Source organism: Oceanobacillus senegalensis, from assembly GCF_900176885.1.
Taxonomy (GTDB): domain Bacteria; phylum Bacillota; class Bacilli; order Bacillales; family Amphibacillaceae; genus Oceanobacillus; species Oceanobacillus senegalensis.
In genome coordinates this window covers 1,223,153-1,242,001 of record NZ_LT839648.1, presented here as the reverse complement: position 1 = coordinate 1,242,001, position 18,849 = coordinate 1,223,153, and the positions used below count along the sequence as shown (strand labels likewise).

The 18,849-nt window shown below is 34.2% G+C and carries 20 protein-coding genes and 1 riboswitch; of the genes, 13 read left to right on the top strand and 7 right to left on the bottom strand.

Translation table 11 applies throughout. The features are described from left to right. Window positions 1-165 precede the first annotated feature (165 nt). Window positions 166-2,724 carry a vitamin B12-dependent ribonucleotide reductase gene (locus tag CAO17_RS05900; RefSeq protein WP_085991924.1) on the bottom strand — a complete coding sequence of 853 codons (2,559 nt, stop codon included), beginning with the start codon at window positions 2,722-2,724 and terminating at the stop codon, window positions 166-168. Window positions 2,725-3,072: 348 nt separating this feature from the next. On the opposite strand from CAO17_RS05900, the gene CAO17_RS05895 reads away from it, so the two are divergent. After that, the gene (locus CAO17_RS05895) at window positions 3,073-3,447 is read left to right on the top strand and encodes a rhodanese-like domain-containing protein (RefSeq protein WP_085991923.1); all 375 of its coding nucleotides are present in this window, start codon (window positions 3,073-3,075) and stop codon (window positions 3,445-3,447) included. 65 nt (window positions 3,448-3,512) lie between these two features. On the opposite strand, the gene gcvPB is transcribed toward CAO17_RS05895, so the two are convergent. The 3 genes from gcvPB to gcvT are packed head-to-tail and all read right to left on the bottom strand — an operon-like array spanning window position 3,513 to window position 7,445. Next, on the bottom strand, window positions 3,513-4,970 hold the full coding sequence (gcvPB, locus tag CAO17_RS05890; RefSeq protein ID WP_085991922.1) for an aminomethyl-transferring glycine dehydrogenase subunit GcvPB: 1,458 nt from the start codon (window positions 4,968-4,970) through the stop codon (window positions 3,513-3,515). Further along, entirely contained in the window at window positions 4,963-6,315 is a 1,353-nt protein-coding gene (gene gcvPA / locus CAO17_RS05885) for an aminomethyl-transferring glycine dehydrogenase subunit GcvPA (RefSeq protein WP_085991921.1), read from the bottom strand. The genes gcvPB and gcvPA overlap by 8 nt, the downstream gene beginning before the upstream one ends. A gap of 17 nt (window positions 6,316-6,332) precedes the next feature. Further along, complete coding sequence (gcvT, locus tag CAO17_RS05880) at window positions 6,333-7,445, bottom strand: glycine cleavage system aminomethyltransferase GcvT (RefSeq protein ID WP_085991920.1); 1,113 nt, start codon at window positions 7,443-7,445, stop codon at window positions 6,333-6,335. Between the two features lie 174 nt (window positions 7,446-7,619). Beyond that, window positions 7,620-7,712: riboswitch (glycine riboswitch) on the bottom strand. A gap of 138 nt (window positions 7,713-7,850) precedes the next feature. Here gcvT and CAO17_RS05875 point away from each other — a divergent pair. Together CAO17_RS05875 and CAO17_RS05870 are read left to right on the top strand one after the other, a co-directional pair. Then, a complete protein-coding gene (locus CAO17_RS05875; protein WP_085991919.1) occupies window positions 7,851-9,509 on the top strand; it encodes an SNF2-related protein in 1,659 nt (552 codons plus the stop codon). Further along, window positions 9,496-10,266 carry a YqhG family protein gene (locus tag CAO17_RS05870; protein ID WP_085991918.1) on the top strand — a complete coding sequence of 257 codons (771 nt, stop codon included), beginning with the start codon at window positions 9,496-9,498 and terminating at the stop codon, window positions 10,264-10,266. Before CAO17_RS05875 ends, CAO17_RS05870 begins: the two co-directional genes overlap by 14 nt. 42 nt (window positions 10,267-10,308) lie before the next feature. On the opposite strand, the gene CAO17_RS05865 is transcribed toward CAO17_RS05870, so the two are convergent. Beyond that, a complete protein-coding gene (locus CAO17_RS05865; protein ID WP_085991917.1) occupies window positions 10,309-10,485 on the bottom strand; it encodes a YqzE family protein in 177 nt (58 codons plus the stop codon). A gap of 165 nt (window positions 10,486-10,650) precedes the next feature. Between CAO17_RS05865 and comGA the strand changes: the two genes are divergently transcribed. The 9 genes from comGA to CAO17_RS05820 all read left to right on the top strand — a co-directional run bounded on the left by comGA (window position 10,651) and on the right by CAO17_RS05820 (window position 15,627). After that, entirely contained in the window at window positions 10,651-11,667 is a 1,017-nt protein-coding gene (gene comGA, locus CAO17_RS05860) for a competence type IV pilus ATPase ComGA (RefSeq protein ID WP_085991916.1), read from the top strand. Then, complete coding sequence (comGB, locus tag CAO17_RS05855; protein ID WP_085991915.1) at window positions 11,618-12,676, top strand: competence type IV pilus assembly protein ComGB; 1,059 nt, start codon at window positions 11,618-11,620, stop codon at window positions 12,674-12,676. Before comGA ends, comGB begins: the two co-directional genes overlap by 50 nt. Window positions 12,677-12,690: 14 nt before the next feature. After that, the gene (gene comGC, locus CAO17_RS05850) at window positions 12,691-13,032 is read left to right on the top strand and encodes a competence type IV pilus major pilin ComGC (RefSeq protein ID WP_085991914.1); all 342 of its coding nucleotides are present in this window, start codon (window positions 12,691-12,693) and stop codon (window positions 13,030-13,032) included. Beyond that, window positions 13,013-13,444, top strand: a complete 432-nt coding sequence (gene comGD / locus CAO17_RS05845; RefSeq protein ID WP_085991913.1) for a competence type IV pilus minor pilin ComGD — start codon at window positions 13,013-13,015, stop codon at window positions 13,442-13,444. The genes comGC and comGD overlap by 20 nt, the downstream gene beginning before the upstream one ends. Further along, the gene (locus CAO17_RS05840) at window positions 13,428-13,769 is read left to right on the top strand and encodes a prepilin-type N-terminal cleavage/methylation domain-containing protein (protein ID WP_179151895.1); all 342 of its coding nucleotides are present in this window, start codon (window positions 13,428-13,430) and stop codon (window positions 13,767-13,769) included. Before comGD ends, CAO17_RS05840 begins: the two co-directional genes overlap by 17 nt. After that, window positions 13,711-14,166, top strand: coding sequence for a competence type IV pilus minor pilin ComGF (comGF, locus tag CAO17_RS05835; RefSeq protein ID WP_085991911.1), 456 nt, complete (start codon window positions 13,711-13,713; stop codon window positions 14,164-14,166). The genes CAO17_RS05840 and comGF overlap by 59 nt, the downstream gene beginning before the upstream one ends. Beyond that, window positions 14,138-14,518, top strand: coding sequence for a hypothetical protein (locus CAO17_RS05830; protein WP_085991910.1), 381 nt, complete (start codon window positions 14,138-14,140; stop codon window positions 14,516-14,518). Before comGF ends, CAO17_RS05830 begins: the two co-directional genes overlap by 29 nt. A gap of 99 nt (window positions 14,519-14,617) precedes the next feature. Then, entirely contained in the window at window positions 14,618-15,313 is a 696-nt protein-coding gene (locus CAO17_RS05825) for a helix-turn-helix transcriptional regulator (protein ID WP_085991909.1), read from the top strand. Window positions 15,314-15,384: 71 nt separating this feature from the next. Then, entirely contained in the window at window positions 15,385-15,627 is a 243-nt protein-coding gene (locus CAO17_RS05820; RefSeq protein WP_085991908.1) for a DUF2626 domain-containing protein, read from the top strand. Window positions 15,628-15,730: 103 nt separating this feature from the next. Here CAO17_RS05820 and CAO17_RS05815 read toward each other — a convergent pair whose 3' ends face one another. Next, the gene (locus CAO17_RS05815) at window positions 15,731-16,354 is read right to left on the bottom strand and encodes an MBL fold metallo-hydrolase (protein WP_085991907.1); all 624 of its coding nucleotides are present in this window, start codon (window positions 16,352-16,354) and stop codon (window positions 15,731-15,733) included. Window positions 16,355-16,526: 172 nt separating this feature from the next. Here CAO17_RS05815 and CAO17_RS05810 point away from each other — a divergent pair, with 172 nt between their 5' ends. Continuing rightward, a complete protein-coding gene (locus CAO17_RS05810) occupies window positions 16,527-16,697 on the top strand; it encodes a DUF2759 family protein (protein ID WP_085991906.1) in 171 nt (56 codons plus the stop codon). Between the two features lie 103 nt (window positions 16,698-16,800). On the opposite strand, the gene CAO17_RS05805 is transcribed toward CAO17_RS05810, so the two are convergent. Further along, window positions 16,801-18,702: an LTA synthase family protein gene (locus tag CAO17_RS05805; RefSeq protein ID WP_085991905.1), complete on the bottom strand. Its 1,902-nt coding sequence runs from the start codon at window positions 18,700-18,702 to the stop codon at window positions 16,801-16,803. Between the last annotated feature and the right edge of the window lie 147 nt (window positions 18,703-18,849).

Here is an 18,849-nt window from a genome sequence, read left to right as displayed (position 1 = left end):
TATGAAATAAATAAAAGTTCTAATGGTTTATTTTAGTTTACTATCTCTCTTTGTTGATGAAAGAAAATGTGCTGCACCAAACTATCTATTTTCTGGGACAAAAATTTTTCTAAAGCAGAAAAAAGAGCCAACCATTGAGGCTAGCCCTTATCTATTACTTTTACTTTATAAACCACATTTTAACTGAGCACCACAGCTCGTACATGTATTACAACCACCTATATCTTCAACAGTACCTTCCCGGCATACCGGACAAGTATTTCCAACCTCTGAACCAATTGTAACACTCGTTTTACCCAGTTCTTGAACTGTATCTAAAAGGACTACTTTTGGTTTCTCTTCCTCAGGGAATAGCTCCGTTTGTTCAAACGAATTATCCTCTGCTTTTAAAGTAAGAACTTGCGTATCTCGACTTCCATCAACATACACAGTACCACCTTTAGCTCCACCCTGATACAGTCGTTCATAAACACTTTCTACCTGCTCAACTGAATAACCTTTAGGAGCGTTTACAGTTTTAGATATAGAGCTATCTACCCAGCGTTGAATAACACATTGCGTATCAGCATGTGCTTCAGGCGGTAGATCCATTGCTGTTACAAACCAATCTGGCAATTGTTTTGGATTTGCTTCTGGATGATGATCCAAGTATTCTTGAACGATATCTGCTTTTACTTCGATAAATTTACCAAGGCGTCCACTTCTAAAATAAGAGAAGGAATAGTATGGTTCAAGTCCTGTACTCACACCAACCATTGTCCCAGTGGATCCAGTAGGAGCAACTGTCAACAAGTGAGAGTTTCGGATACCATATTTTAAGATATCTTGACGAATATCTTCGGGCATTTTCTTCATATAACCCGTATTAATGAAAGCCTCTCGCAATTGTTGGGTTTCACTTTCTGTTTCTCCTACTAAGAACGGGAAACTACCTTTTTCTTTGGCTAATTCAATGGAAGTTCTATATGCCGTTACAGCAATCGTTTCGAAAATTTTATCAACAAGTCCATTTCCTTCCTTTGAACCATATTTTGATTCACAATAAATTAATAAGTCATGTAGACCCATAACCCCTAAGCCAATTCGTCTCTCACCTAATGCTTGGCTTTCATTTTCTTTTAGGAAGTATGGAGTTGCATCAATAACATTATCTTGCATTCTTACGCCAATTTCTACCGTATCCGTTAACTTTTTAAAGTTAACGGTCTTTGTATCCTTATTCGCCATTTCAGCTAAATTAACAGCGGCTAAGTTACAAACAGAGTATGGAGCGAGAGGTTGTTCACCACACGGATTTGTTGCAACTACTTGTTGTCCATAGCTTTTCGCGTTAGTCATGTCATTCGCATTATCTATAAAGAAGATACCAGGCTCTGCTGAATATGTTGCACAAATATTGATTAATTTCCATAATTCTTTCGCTTTTATATTACGATAGGTTCTAACACCATAGCCCAGTTCTTCCCATTTACGAACATCGCCAACTTCATGCCATTTTTCGTTATATTCCTTCATTTCCTCTTCTGTATAATTTTCTACGTCTGGAAAGCGCAGTTGATAATAATCATCATTTTCAACAGCTTTCATGAAATCTTTTGTAATACAAACTGAGATATTAGCACCAGTTAAAAACTCCGGGTTATGAACTTCATATGTGCCACCAGTACTTAATTTTTCTTCTGCTTCACGAATCACTGCATCTGTAAATCCACCTTGTCCTGGGATGTTTCTATAATTGAGGATCCCTTGGTACAAGTCCTCCTCCGTCTCCGTTAGTGGGGTGAATTTTAATTTCTCTTCAGCAAGCTTTCTAATTTGCTCATCTTCTGTATTTTCAATTAAGAAGCGAAGAATTCTAGGATTTTGCATTTTAGATATAATAAATTCAATAATGTCAGGGTGTGAATCAACTAACATTATCATTTGCGCTCCACGTCTTGATCCACCCTGCTCAACTAAATGAGTCAATTTTGCAATATCATCTAACCATGAAACAGACCCAGAAGATTTACCATTTACCCCTCTTGCAAGGGTATTTCTTGGTCGTAAAGTAGAACCATTTGTTCCTACCCCACCACCTCTACTCATAATTTCCATTACTTTTTTGCGGTGGTCAGAAATACCTTCTCGGGAATCCTTTACGTATGGCATTACATAGCAGTTAAAATAGGTTACCTCTGTTTCTGCACCAGCACCATATAAAACGCGACCAGCAGGAATAAAATTCAAACTTGAAAGCTCATCATAGAATTTTCTATTCCATTCTTTTTGCTTTTCTTCTGTTGCTTCTACCTCTGATAGTCCAGTTGCATTTCGTTTAGCAATTTGTTCATAATAAATTTCTAAAGGTTTATCAATAGTATCTAATGTACGTTTTACAACCCCTGTCTCAGCCTCTTTTTCATCATCAATTACTGAAACATATTCTGGTTCTACTTTCACTTCCACTGTTTTATTTTCCCAATCAATGGATTGTACAAATCCTAAGCCCCTTGCCGGAAATTTTGGGTCTGCTTTTACCGTTAACACAACAAAATCCCCCACTTTGAGGGTTTTCTTGGTTGTATCTTTATATGAATACCGGTCTAACATTACTAGGCGGGATACCCCTTTATGTGTTAGCTTCATCTCATTTGTAATTGGATGCACAGCATTAAATTCTTTGATATCATTGTTGAGTGCTTCTATGTTAATTTGATTTGCTTCTTCGACAACAATGGACATTAAATCGCTCCTTTAACAAAAAATATACATAGTGTATAAATATATGATACTATTACAATATCATTTAAATAGAACTAACACAACATATTGTGTTAACTTTTTATTTTTTACACTATATATTGAATTAGAATGAAATAAGAATGATTTTGTCAACTTAGCAATACGATGAAAATATCTATAATTGGAAGATATTAGAAGATAAAATCTAGATAATCTACTATTTTTGATTTTTTTTGAACTTGCATACTTTGTTTTACCAAAAGTCCTTTCATAATAGAAAAGGCTTTAAAAAATATACAATTAACCATATAATATGTAATGTACATTGATAATAAATGGGGGAAAACCATGGAAATTTTAATTATTCTACTACTAGTTATTTTAGCTGTTGGTATATTTCGTTATTTTAGACAGCGCGCTTATTTAAAAACCCTTACGGAGAATGAATTCGTAAAAGGATACAGAAAGGCTCAACTGATTGATGTTCGTGAACCACAAGAATTCCAACGCGGTCACATTTTAGGTGCAAGAAACATCCCTGTTACCCAATTAAAACAGCGACTGGTGGAATTACGTAAAGATAAGCCAGTATACCTATACTGCCAAGGTGGTTCCAGATCCGCTAGAGCGGCACAGCTTCTCCATAAGAAAGGTTACCAAGATATTTACCAGTTAAAAGGTGGCTTTAAAAAATGGACAGGTAAAATTAAAACTGGACTTTAATTTAAAAGATAATTTTACCCAATATCAAGACCCAAGGTTTACGTAAACCTTGGGTCTTTCATTTATTATTTAGTATAACGTAATATTGGGTTTCTAGCAGCTGTTGTTTCATCCATTCGTTTCACTACCGTATTATGGGGTGCCTCCTGAACGATTTCAGGGTTATCCTCCACCTCTTTAGCAATTGTAAGCATGGTATCAATAAAGCCATCCAATGTTTCTTTTGATTCGGTTTCTGTCGGCTCTACCATCATGCCTTCTTCCACATTAAGTGGGAAATAAATAGTGGGCGGGTGATAGCCAAAATCAAGCAGGCGTTTAGCGATATCCAATGTACGTACACCCAATTTTTTCTGTTTTTTTCCAGATAAAACAAACTCATGTTTACAATGTTGGTTGTAAGGTAAATCATACGCTTTTTCCAATTTCCGCATCATATAATTTGCATTTAAAACAGCATATTCACTTACCTTTTTAAGCCCTTCTGCTCCCATCGTACGGATATAGGTGTAAGCACGTAGGTTTATAGCAAAGTTACCGTAATATGGTTTTATTCTTCCAATAGATTGTGGACGATCATGATCAAACATATACTGACCATCTCTTTTAATAAGAACAGGTTTTGGCAAGAATGGCTCTAGTTCTTTTGTAACTCCAACAGGACCAGAACCAGGTCCACCACCGCCATGAGGTCCAGTAAATGTTTTGTGAAGATTTAAGTGTACAGCATCAAAGCCCATATCAGCTGGTCTAGCATACCCCATAATAGCGTTTAAGTTAGCTCCATCGTAATAAAGCTTTCCTCCCGCTTTATGAACAATATCTGCCATTTCCAAAATGTCTTTTTCGAACAGACCTAATGTATTCGGATTAGTCAACATTAGTGCAGCTGTATCTTCTCCAACAACTCGCTTTAAATCCTGCAAATCTACTAGTCCGTCCTCATTTGATTTAACGGTCACCGCATCAAAGCCGGCAACTGCTGCAGAAGCAGGATTTGTTCCGTGGGCAGAGTCTGGCACAATTACTTTTGTACGTTGATAATCACCATTTGCTTCATGAAACTTTCTAATCATCATTAACGCAGTCCACTCACCTTGTGCACCTGCAGCTGATTGAAGAGAAATTTCATGCATCCCAGTAATTTCTTTTAAGGCGGACTGAAGATCATACATCATTTCTAAAGCCCCTTGAATCGTTTCCGGATCCTGGTATGGGTGTATGTGACTAAATCCATCTAATCTTGCTACATCCTCATTTATCTTGGGATTATACTTCATTGTACAAGATCCAAGTGGATAAAAACCTGAATCCACACCATAATTTCGATTTGATAAACCAGTATAATGTCTCATTACTTCTAATTCACTAACTTCAGGTAATTCTGGAGCATTTTTTCGAATATAAGCATCATCTAATTCACTGTCCAAATCTATTTCAGGAACTTCTAAATCTGGTAAGCTGTAACCTGTTCTACCTTCCTTACTGCGTTCAAAAATTAATGGAAAATCTTGATTAGCCATGTATATCCCCCAATTCTCTTGCAAATGTATCAATTTCATCTTTTGTACGTATTTCTGTTACAGCTAACAGCATATGATTAGAAAGTTCCGGATAAACTTGACCTAAGTCATAGCCTCCAATAAACCCTTTCGAGCGTAGCGTGGCATTTATTTCAGAAACGGGTTGAGAAAGTTTAATAACAAATTCATTGAAAAATGAACCCTGGAATACCACTTCGATATTTTCTTCCTCTAATTTTTGCTTTGCATATCTAGCCTTTTTCATATTTAGAGCAGCCATTTCTTTTAATCCCTGTTTTCCAATGGAGCTCATTGCAACAGAGCTTGCAAGTGCATTTAATGCTTGGTTGGAACAAATGTTGGAAGTAGCCTTTTCCCTTCTAATATGCTGTTCTCTTGCCTGTAATGTCAGTACAAAGCCTCGTTCACCATTCTCATCTGTTGTCTGACCGACTAAACGCCCTGGGACTTTACGCATCAATTTCTTTGTCGTAGCAAAATATCCACAATGCGGGCCACCAAATTGAGCTGGAATTCCAAATACCTGTGTGTCTCCAACAACAATATCAGCACCAAACTCACCAGGAGGTGTTAAATACCCTAAAGCAAGTGGGTTACTTGAAACAAGAAACATGGTTTTCTTTTGATTCTTAATCTGCTTATTTATTTCTTCTAAGGGTTCAATTTGTCCAAGGAAATTTGGATATTGAATAACTACACTTGCCGTATTCTCATCTAAATGCTTTTCTAATTCTGCTAAGTCTGTTTTACCATCTTTTGCGATACCGATTTCAACGATTTCTAAATTTTGTCCCAGAGCGTATGTTTCGATTACCTCTCTTGATTCAGGGTGAACCGTTTTCGACACTAGAACTTTTTTGCGTTTGGTTTGTGCTGCACTCAAGTTCACTGCTTCTGCTAATGCTGTACCACCGTCATACATGGATGAATTAGCAATCGGCATTCCCGTTAACTCTGAGATCATCGTTTGAAATTCAAAAATGGCTTGTAATTCACCTTGTGATACTTCTGGCTGGTATGGTGTATAAGCCGTATAAAATTCTGAACGTGAAATAACATGATCGACAACGGAAGGAATGAAATGATCGTAAACACCTGCACCAAGGAATGAAGTGTATTCCTTTAGGTTTAAATTCTTCCCTGCCATTTCACTTAATTCTTTTTTTAATTGATATTCATTCGCCGGCTTTTTAAGATTCAATCCTCTTTTAAGCCGAACCGCTTCGGGAATATCTGAAAACAAGTCATCCGTAGATGTTACACCTATTGTATCTAACATTTCCTTTTTATCTGTTTCTGTCATAGGTAAATAACGAAACTCCATAATGTCGCCCCCTAAATTTATCCTCGTTTGTAGAATGGTGTTGGTATTACTTTTGCCTTTAACGTCCGTTTCCGAACCTGAACGAACAATTCAGTGCCAACCTCAGAACATTCTGAATCTATAAGTACTATACCTAAATTTTTATTCAATGTTGGTGATTGTGTACCTGATGTTACGAAACCAATTTTTTGTTCATTTTTATAAACCTCATAACCATGACGCGGGATTCCTTTATCCACCATTTCAATCCCTACAAGCCTTCTATTAGGACCTTTTGACACCTGTTCTTTTAATATGGATTTACCAATAAAGTCACTTGTTTTATTTACTTTAACCGCAAAGCCAAGACCTGCTTCAATCGGTGAAATATTCTCAGAAAGTTCTTGTCCGTAAAGTGCTAAATTAGCTTCAAAACGTAAAGTGTCCCTTGCTCCAAGACCGATTGGTTGCACACCATAATCCCTTCCAGCATCTAAAATTACATTCCATAGATTACGTCCTTCTGATTGGTCAATATATATTTCAAAACCGTCCTCCCCAGTGTATCCAGTTCGTGATACAATGGCAGCTTTTCCTATACCTGAAAAATAAACCTCTTTGTTAAAATGAAAGAATTTTATTTCCTTTAAATTGGTCTTGGTAATCGTTTGTAAAATCACTTCCGCTTTTGGACCTTGAAGAGCTAACTGGACAATATTACTAGAAATATTACGGATTTCCACTTCTTCTTTACTATATGTGTTATTCTTATTCAACCATTCAAAGTCTTTCATCGTATTTGCCGCATTTACAACCAATAAATAATCCTCATCAGCAAGCATATAGATGATAAAATCGTCCACTGTTCCCCCATTTTCATTACACATTAACGTATATTGGGCACGTTGAGGTGATAAAGTGGATACATCGTTAGTGGTTAACTGTTGCAAGAAATCAAGGCTTTTGGGACCTTTAACCGTTATTTCACCCATATGGGAAACATCAAACAACCCTGCCCTCGTTCTAGTTGCTTCATGCTCATCCTTAATACTAGAAAATTGAACAGGCAAATCCCATCCACCAAAATCAATCGTTTTAGCACCCTGTGCTTCATATTCAGGGTAGATTGGTGTTTTTTTTAATTCGCTCATTCATCCTCCCCCTCTACTTCTATCCACCTAAAACACTATAAAAGGACAGAATTTCTCCATGAATGAGAAATCTCTGTCCTTCAACCAGAAAGTTGCGTATCTTTACTAGGAGTTAACCTGAATAAAAATACTTGCTTCGTAGGCGGTTTACTTTGTAAACACTCTCCAGAGTTGCGTCCTACAAGAGTCTTTTTGCCTGAGAGATTCACATAGTTGCTTGCTCCTTCGGCGTTACTGTCTGAAAGTAAGCTCTCCCCTTGTAATCATCCGCATCATATTATACGAAAACTTGGTTATACTAATTATCAAAATCGATAAATCCTTAATTTAGTTACGATTATATCATACAATTTTAGAAAAATATAGCTAAATCCAAATTTTATTAAATAAAAAAGGAAGTATTATATGGATTCTATTCAGATGAAAAAAGATTTAAAATTTATTACAGAATTAGAATCAAGACTTGAAGCAGATGGGCCATTTTCTAGCTGGGAATTATTCTCTATGGCATATCATGCTGAACTTACAACCATGACTCCTGAATTCAAGGGGTTACGTGCTTTAGAATACTTACCACATGTAAATTTTCTCGATCACCAAATACAAGCAGCAGAACAGGTTATTGAGTCTATGAATGGAAGAGCTATATTAGCAGATGAGGTAGGATTAGGAAAAACCATCGAGGCAGGGCTCATTCTGAAAGAATATATGATTCGTGGATTAGTTAAAAATGCTCTTATTCTTGTTCCTGCTTCCTTAGTAAATCAATGGGTTAAGGAGTTAAATGAAAAATTCTATATTCCGGCAATTGCACATCGAAAAAATTATCATTGGGATCAAAATATTATTATTTCATCATTAGATACAGCTAAACGCCCCCCACACCGAGAGAAAATATTAGATATTGAATATGATTTCATATTGATTGATGAAGCGCATAAATTAAAAAATCATAGAACGAAGAATTATGAGTTTGTACGAGCTTTAAAGAAAAATTATTGTTTGCTCTTAACAGCAACACCAGTACAGAATAGATTAATTGAGATATTTAACCTAATATCTATCTTAAAACCTGGTCATCTTGGAAATTACGATTCCTTCCTAGAAAAATACGGAAGAGGAAGAAACAAAATTAATCAAGATGCCTATCTAAAACAACTCATTCAAAAAGTTATGGTTAGAAATACAAGAAGAAACACAAGCCTCAATCAAACCAAAAGAAATATTGAAACAGTCTGGATTGACTTCAAACAGGAAGAAATTGATGTATATCAAGATTTAGAATCCGTCACTTCTGTCTTTTCTACCTTTTCAAAGATTACCTTTTTAAGAGAAATATGTTCCTCTCGTGAGGCATGCTATCTCTCCCTAAAGAAACTAATGAATGAAAACAATACGGAGTCGTATATCCAGCCAGTGGTATCTAAAATTGAGCAACTTCCACATCACTCTAAAGCAGAAAAGCTTGTAGAACTCATTAAACAAATCGGGGACGAAAAGGTAATTGTTTTTACAGAATATCGTGCCACACAGATTTACCTACAATGGTACCTGCAACAGCACGGAATTTCCTCTGTACCCTTCCGAGGAGGGTTTAAGCGTGGAAAAAAAGATTGGATGAAACAACTATTCCAAAACCACGCCCAAGTTCTTATAGCAACAGAAGCCGGTGGTGAAGGTATAAACCTACAATTTTGTCATCATTTAATTAATTATGATCTTCCTTGGAATCCAATGCGACTGGAACAGAGAATTGGTAGAATTCATCGTTTTGGTCAAAAACATGATGTTAACATTTATAACTTTGCTGTTCGAGAAACGATAGAAGAGCATATTATGACACTGCTATATGAAAAAATAAATTTATTTGAACAAGTTATTGGAAATTTAGATAATATTTTAGCAGAGCTAAATATCTCAAGTATGGAATCAGAATTAGAAACTATTTATAATGAATCAACCTCTGTTGGTGAAGTAAAAATTAAACTAGATAATTTAACTAGTATTATTCAACATTCGTTAAAAGAAAATAATCAGGAGGAGCAAAACTATGGCTATAACTAATTTAGATCAGTTTTTGCAGGATTATTTTTCATTTCATCAATGTAGGATAGAAGAAAAGCAGGATGGTTTATTACGAATTCAACTAACGGAAGAAATGGATCGCTCCCTAATGAACCGCCCTTTTTACTGGCATTATATAAAAAAAATCGGACAAAAAGGAGAGCCAATGCAATTAACGCTTATCACTAGCCCCGATAAAAGAGATGAAAAAGGAGAATGGGTTCATTTTGGCAGTCCAAGACTACAGCAAATTTTAAATCATCTTAAGAATAATGAAAAATTTACAAAGCTATTTCAACAAGTGAACCCAAATCAAAATACTCCATTATATCCTTGGCTTGTAATAAATATGAAAATTAGCTATAAGGGAAAATACAAGAAAGATGAGATAATCTCAATTGGTCTTCAGTTAGTAAACGGAAATATGCGCTTAGAGATGATGGAATATCTAAATATTCTACCATTACAAACCTCTATATGCGACTATTGCTACACTATTTCACCTATTATTCGATTGAAAAGTGGTTTCAAACGAATTGAAGCGGTTATTTCCAACTACATCGAAAATCAGACGCACGATTGGGCTGAGGACTCCATTCAGACATTAGAGGAAGAGAAGGAGACATTAAAGCACTTTTATAACAATGATAAAGATAACGAACAAATGGAAAAAGAACTAGAGGAGATTTCCGAGCGATATAAGCCTATCATCACATTTGAAGTGATCAACGGAGGTATATTTTATTTAACCGAATAACTACATGATAAAGAAAGAACAAAGAAGGCAGAATAGCGACTACTACTCTGCCTTCTTTCTTAAAGATTTTAATACAAAGGGTAATACCCCAAACCAACGATTGGATATGCTTGTCTCCTCTTTTTGCTGGGATTTGCGCTTTTTTCTTTCTTCTACTGGTAAATCCAAATAAGATACTACTTGCTCAGTAACAAATTTTATATAATCATTACCAGACATTCTCTTCACCTCATTGATTATCTATATACTTAGGATAAACTGAATAAAAAAGGTTTATTCGAATAAACAAAAATTTTTTTCAAAAATTTTTTCCAAAAAAGAAGGATTTAGCAGAAGCTTGTCGAATAATGTATCTAACCGAATATCTTAAGGAGTTGAAAATAATTGAGTTCTACTTCAATACTTTCTTCTACACTACTCAAAGCCGCCATCGAGCAGCAAGCATCTGATATCCACTTCTACCCCTTCTCCAGCGAAACCGATGTTTACTTTCGAATTCTTGGTAAACGTATTTTATATAAAAAGATTTCGACCAATCAATATCAATTGTTACTTACCTATTACAAATTCACATCAGGAATGGATATTGGAGAAACAAGAAAACCACAGGATGGAACCATTGACCATTTAGAAAGACAAATGAATTACTCACTTCGACTATCAACGCTCCCAATTAATCAATTAGAGAGCTTGGCTATTCGTATCCTTCCACAACATGAAAGCTACACTTTAAACAATCTTTTCCTTTTCCCTTATCAATACCAAAAAATTAGAAATTGGATTACTAATCGCTCCGGACTAATTCTTTTCACAGGTCCAACAGGAAGTGGTAAAACCACAACATTGTATGCACTACTCAAAGCCATCCTTCAAGAAGACTCCTATCAAACCATATCACTGGAAGATCCCATTGAAAAAGATATCCAAGATATAATTCAGGTACAAGTTAACGAAAAAGCAGGAATTACTTATCAAACTGGTCTTAAAGCAGCATTACGACATGATCCGGATATTATTATGATTGGTGAAATCCGTGATAAATATACGGCACGTTTTGCCTTTGAAGCTGCTTTAACTGGTCATCTTGTTATGAGTACATTACATGCTAAAAATGCGATTGGAACAATACAAAGGCTCTTAGAAATGGGAATAAATCAAACTGATTTACATCAAACGCTTATTGCTGTTGCTGCAATGGAGCTTTTGCCCATACAATATAAAACAAAAATTAAGAGACGTGCAGCAATCTTAGAACTTTTAGACGGCAAATTACTAGAAGAGTGCATTTGGGGAGGTGATATAGCAAACACACAAGGTTTCTCCTCATTTCAACAATTAAGAAGGAAGGCATATGCGTATGGTTTCATTCAAAAAGAAGGTTTGGTTAGTCCACAAAAATAAAATGTCAAAAGAAAAACAGCTTAGATTTCTTAAACGCTTAACTAGGTTGCTACAAAATGGGTATCCAATTATCCAGGCATTAGAAGTTCTCAAATGGGATAAGGATATGACAGAATCCACGACGATTATTACTTATTCTTTAAAAAGTGGGAAAACAATTGATCGTGCATTTGAAGAAGCTCATTTCCACCACTTTATCACTTCTTACCTGTATTTCGTTCGTACCAACAATGATTTAGTGGGGAGTATTGAGAAATGTGCCTATATTTTCCAGCAACGAATACACAATGAGAAAAAATTCAAACAAATTTTAAGGTATCCTCTTATTCTGTTCGTTATTTTTTCGTTGTTACTGTATTTTATGAAACAATTTGTTCTCCCCTCTTTCGCAAATATTATTCCTAATGAAACGGATTCAACATGGACAGTCATATTCTCTATAAAGATTATTGATTTTTTAGGTTCCCTTCTTCTAACCACAATATCTTTAGCTATATTACTAAGTATTCTATGGATATGGATAAAACCAAAAATCCCCATTCAAAATAGACTTCAAATATACGAACGGATTCCCATTTTTAGATTATACATCAAGACACAAACCTCTTATTTCTTTGCTACTCACTTTAGTTCACTTCTTAAAACAGGAATGTCTTTCAAAGAAATCCTTAAAAATATGTCAGAGCAACAAAAATTACCGATTATTTCCTATTACACAACTATTTTAATAAGTGAGTTATCGAATGGTGTACATCTTGAACATGTATTATCAAAGTTTCAATTTCTACAAAAACAGCTCCAATCCATATTTCAGAAAGAAACGGATATAGAAATGCTTGAAAAAGATTTGTCCATTTATTCAGAAATGCTATTAGAGGAAATCGAAAATAAAACTGTAAAAATAATTACATTATTACAACCAGTTTTCTTCATTATTTTAGGGGCTTTTATCATTTTTATTTATGTGACATTGATGTGGCCAATGTTTCAAATCATTAAAACAATATAAAGGAGCGAATATAAATGTTTAAAAATAATAAAGGGTTTACATTAATAGAAATGCTGATCGTTCTAATGGTAATTACTGTTCTTATTATCCTTATCCTTCCAAACCTTAGTGGAAGAAGTGCGGAAATCAATGAAAAAGGATGTGATGCTCTTGTGTCATTAGTCCAAGCACAGGCTGATGCCTATTATATTGAAAATCACAAAAGTCCAACAAGCATTGATATTTTAGTTGAAGATGGATATATCACAGAAGAACAAAAATCTTGTCCTAACGACCAACCATTAACCTTAAATGAGGGTACCGTTGTTAATCCATATACTACCGAGATGGATTTAGATGATGAAGAAATTAAATAAAAACGGATTTACACTTCTTGAAGTTCTAATAGCTTTAAGTATATTGTCTATATTTGTACTACTTTATCCACCAATATCAATAGACAAAATAGAAAAGATACGATTTCAACAATTCATAAATGTCCTTAAGTCAGATGTCTTATACACACAAAACCTTTCAACTACAACAGAGAGTTATGTTCGTCTAACCTTTTATTCTGATGGATACAAAATAAGAAATGGCGCAAAAGTACTTATCAGAAGAACATTTCCTAAAGGAATTGATATAGACAATCGACAAGGACATGAGATTTTATTTAAAAATTCAGGAACAATTGTTAATCGTAAAAAGATACAAATTAAGTTAAATGATGCAGTCTATCTTATTGTTTTTCCACTTGGTAAAGGGGGATTCTATGTTGAAGAGCGGTAATGGATTTACATTGATAGAAGTTATTGTAGCAACAAGTATATTCTTTACCCTAGTTTCAACCTTTATTCCAATGATAACCCTTCTTTCCAAAGAACAAGGAATTCTCAAGGATAGGCGGAATATTTCGTATCATCTTCATGATGAATTACAACCCTTTTTGTGGGAAAACAAACCCGTACCGAATCACTATACCGATGAAATCACCGGTAGAACGGTTACTTTTTCATTTACAAGAGAAAGAGGATTTATAAAAGGATGTGCGGCTTATGAAAATGGGAGACATACTGACGAGACCATTTGCTTTTATGGCCTACCTCAAAGATGAGAAAGCATTTTCTTTCGTTTCCTTACTATTTGCCATTTCGATTATAGTATTAACTTTACCCTTAGTTGGTTATTTATTTCAAGCAACTAATCACCTTTCAGCGAATGATAACGAATTATCTATCCAACAGTTCTTTCAATTTATGCGTGATGAAATGATTAATTCAGAGGAAAATCATGTGCTTAAAGACAAACTAGTTCTATACCAAAGTGATTCAAAAGTTACTTTTGAACAATATGGTAATACTGTCCGAAGACAAGTGAATGGTACTGGTCATGAAATACTGTTACGTGGGGTTAAAAAAATAGAATTTGAAGCAAATTCTATTGGTGTACGACTCCATATAACAAGTTCAAAAGGAGAAACTTATGAAAAAAATATTGTCTATTATCACTAGACAACAAGGGTTTATATTGCCATATGTTTTATTTGTATCGACAATCGTCATAATTATCGTTACATCAATGATAAGCGTTTACCGGAATGAAATCGAACTAACTAATCAATACCTGGAACATATACGTGTAGAAACACTTTTTCAAAGAGGAAGAACGAAGCTCATAGAAGAAATGAATACATCGTCATTAATTACTCCTAGTGAATTAACCTATCGTTTCAATGACGGCAATGTAAAAATACATGTTACAGAAGATGAACAGCAATATAGGTTGTTGTTTACCATTACCACAAATCAATTAAAATTTAAATATACATTTCCACACAATATACAAAAAGTGAATAACCTCTAACTAAATATGAATAAATTTTAACAATCGAATGATCTCAGCCTTTTTTACTATGCTTTCTATTATAATAATAGTAACAAACTATGTGATGAGGTGTTCAGTGTGGAACAAACATTAAAGGTTACAAACGTATTAAGTGATCCAACAAGGTACCATATTTATCAATATATGATTGAACATCATAAAGTAGTGAATGTCTCTGAAATCGCTAAACAATTTAAGATACATCCCAATGTGGCTAGGCTGCACCTTTCTAAATTAGAAGACGTATCCATGATTGTCTCCTACTCTGAAAAAACAGGAAGAGGTGGACGCCCTAGTCGACTATACCGATTATCAGATAAAGTGATAGAGCTGAATTTTCCTCACCGTGATTATAAATTACTTTCATCCATCGTGATTGAATCTTTAGCTGAAATGGGAGAAACTGGAAAACAAGCATTGTATGCAACAGGGGAAAAATATGGTAGACAAATCATCAATAATTATCAACAAGTAAATAATCTCACAATCAATGACAAAATACGAATTCTAGAAGACGCTTCCACCATGTTAGGAATGTATTCTAATTTCATTTACGTTGAGGAAGAAAACTGTGTAAAATTTGATGTAAATAACTGTCCATTTAAAGAAATTGCTACAAATAATCCTGAAATGATTTGTAAGATGCATCATGCCTTTTTAAAAGGAATGTTTGAGGTCCTTTTTGAAAGTATTGATCTAATCGAAGAGAATAATATTTTTGTTAATGGCTGTGAAAATTGCTCTTATAGAGCAAATTTACAAGCTAACAATTAACATTCGTTTACAAGAAGGCATTTCTTGTTTATAATATCAATGATAACGTTATCTAAAAGGGGGGGACTCACATGGATCGTATGTTTCGTGTTCTTGCCTTTTGGACAGGTATATTTACAGTAATGTTCTACGTTGGTGATATGATTGGAACAGCGCTATTATTCCTTGTTCAAACGGTGTTTTTCCTTACATTGGGTTATTTGAAATTATCTGAAAGAATGTATATGTATTTATTCGGTGCATATTGCACAGTATTCATGATTGGTTTTACATGGTATTCAGAATTTATACTTGTACCAGGTTTTGGACATTAAAGACAAAAAAGCTCTGCACATTTAAAGTTATGTGCAGAGCTTTTTTGTTAAACTTAACTCAGATTTTCCAATTCATTTATATTACATGGCAAACCTTAAGGACCTAGCCTCTAATAAATGGGTTATTTCTTTTTTCATATCCTATTAATGTTTCTGGTCCGTGTCCGGGATAGACAATAAAATCATCATCTAGCGTATAAAAATATTTTCTTATACTGTTTTCCAATTGAGACATGCTCCCACCTGGCAAATCAGTACGTCCAATCCCTTCCCGGAATAGCACATCACCTCCAACCACGATGGACTCCTCAGCAATTACAAAACTTACACTTCCCGGAGAATGTCCAGGTGTATGTATAACTTTCAAAGAAAATGAAGATATTTCCAACTTGCCTGGAGTTAATTCATGTTCTGCCTTATTGGTTACAATCTCTTGTCCAATAAAGGCGGACGATCCATTTAATTGAGAATCCCCTAACCATGATTGTTCTTCTTTATGTACATACACATCCACCTGATAAAAATCTCTCAAATACCCTACTGCCCCAATATGATCAAAATGTGCATGAGTTAAGAGAATTGCCTTAACTTCAGCCTCCTTTTTATTGATAACTTCTATTATCTTATTTGGCTCTCCACCAGGGTCTATAATGATTGCTTCACTATCATTGAAAAGTATATAACAATTAGTACCTAGTGGACCTACAGATAAACCTATAATATTCATATAATTCCTCCAAATAACATATTTTATGAAAATCTACTTTGTATATATCTCGACAAAACCCATATATTACTATAAAATGATATTGTATTGATTAATTACATAATAATATAAAAATACTTCCCAAAGCAAAATTTAACTATTCGGGAGAAAGAGCACAAGGAGGTTAAAATCAATGCATATTGTACTAGGTATTGTTTTCCTTTTGGTCGCTATTTTAGCTGTAGTATCAGTAGTTCGTCAATTAAAGTATAAGAACATTTTTGCGCTACTATTTTCGGCTGCTACTGCTGTTGTCTTTGGATTCTTTTCCATCGCGACCATTATATCTGAGATTAGCGGCTAACCTTTGAGATTGTTTATAAAAAAACTGCTTAGGCTTTAAATCCTAAGCAGTTTTTTTAATGTTTATCAAGAACTTTTTCTATAGTTGGGCACTTACGCTTTTGTCATTTAAAATCATAAAAGCGAAGTAAATCTCCGTAAATTATATCATCAGAATGCTGTAATTCTGTTTGGACTTTTTCACTAATTGTACTACAAGCATTTGAGTTATCGTTTGTGTCTGACGTGTTAGATTCTGCTGCCTTTACAGGTTCACCAGTTTCCCTATCATAGCATATACCTGCAGTTGATATATACTCATCACTTACAAAATCACCATTTCTAAGTGCAATGTAACCTTTTCTATTTTCGGCGAATAAGTCATTTCCAAAATAAATATCTTTAGATACATCAATTCCCAATAAACTTAACATTGTTGGTTTCATATCAATTTGTCCTGATACTTTTGAAATTGTTTTTCCGTTACCATCACCTGGGATATGAATAAATAATGGAACTCGTTGTAACTGAACCTGATCATACGGAGTTATTTCTTCTTTCCCTAAATACTTACTCATTGCTTTATTATGGTTGGCACTAATCCCAATGTGATCTCCCATTATAACAATAATGGAATCTTCATATATCCCTGTAGCTTTTAATTGTTCAAAAAATCCTTCTATCGCCTCATCCATATATCGGACTGCAGGGAAATAATTATTCAATGTGTTTGAATTAGAGTTATACGGCTCAATTGATTGATCTTCCTCTTCTAATTCAAATGGGAAGTGATTCGTAAGTGTAATAAATTTTGCATAGAATGGTTCTTCCATTGATTGCAAATATTTAATGGATTGCTCAAAAAATGGCTTATCTTTTAATCCCCAACCAACAGAATTTTCTTCGTTAACTTCATATGCTTTCTCATCATAAAAATGATCGAATCCTAAACTATCATACATTTGAAACCTATTCCAGAAACTTCCATTATTAGCATGTAGAACAGATGAGGTATATCCTTCTTTCTTAATAATTTCTGGAAAAGCATGATACTCATTTCCACCGTGAGTAAAGAATACTGCACCTCTTGATAAAGGATACATTGAATTTTCCACTAAGAATTCTGAATCGGACGTATTTCCCTGTCCGGTTTGTTCATAATAATTCTCAAAGTAATACGTATCTTCATCTTCTATCAAATCATTTAAAAAAGGTGTTACTTCATCTCCGTTTACATCATTATTAATTACAAAAGATTGAAGGGATTCCGCATTAATCCAAATGATATTTTTCCCTTCAGCAGCACCAAACATAGAAGATTTTTTGTCATCTATCTTTACATTTTCGTTAATGAACTTTTCAATATCATTTAGTTCATTGCCATCTGCAAAAACTCTCTTAGATTCTGCCCTTGAATGCTGAATAATGTCATATATATGGTAATTAAATAATCCAATGTTTTTCACCAGATATTCTCTATCAAAACCACGAGTAAATAACTGTGGTCTTTCCATTTCAGCTAAAAAGAAATTTCCTGCTAATAATAAAAGGGACATCGCAAGCGCGAATACTTTTCCTCTTTTTTGATAAGATACAGCCAAATCTTCTTCTTTCCTCTTACTTATAAACCAAATAAGAATCACATCGGCAAAAAGTAAAATGTCATATGGTTTAATAAGGGTTAGTATGCTAGACCCCAAGTCAGACATATTACTTCCCATAAATAGCTGTGGAATAGTAATAAAATCTGTAAACTGACGATAGAATACGAGATTTGCAAAAATAATAAACGTCGCTATAAACATGGAATACCGTAAAAACTTCATCTGTCTTGATGATTTATTAAACCATACAGCTAAAGAAAATAATAAGAAAGCTGATACAAATGGGTTGATAAACAGTATAAACTCCTGCATATTATTATCTAATTCAACATTGAACATAAACCGATAAACAAAATACGTCTTTAACCCGAATAATAAACTTGCCAAAATAAATAACGGTATTTTTGGCTTTTTAAGCTTCATCAAATATTCCTCCTAATAATCTCCACATTATCCTATATATCTATTTTTAAAATAATGATAGAAATTGAATTACTTTTATTGAAGCATCCACTATACTATATGACGAATAATACGAAAAAAAGGTTTCACTAAGTTAACAATTTCTTA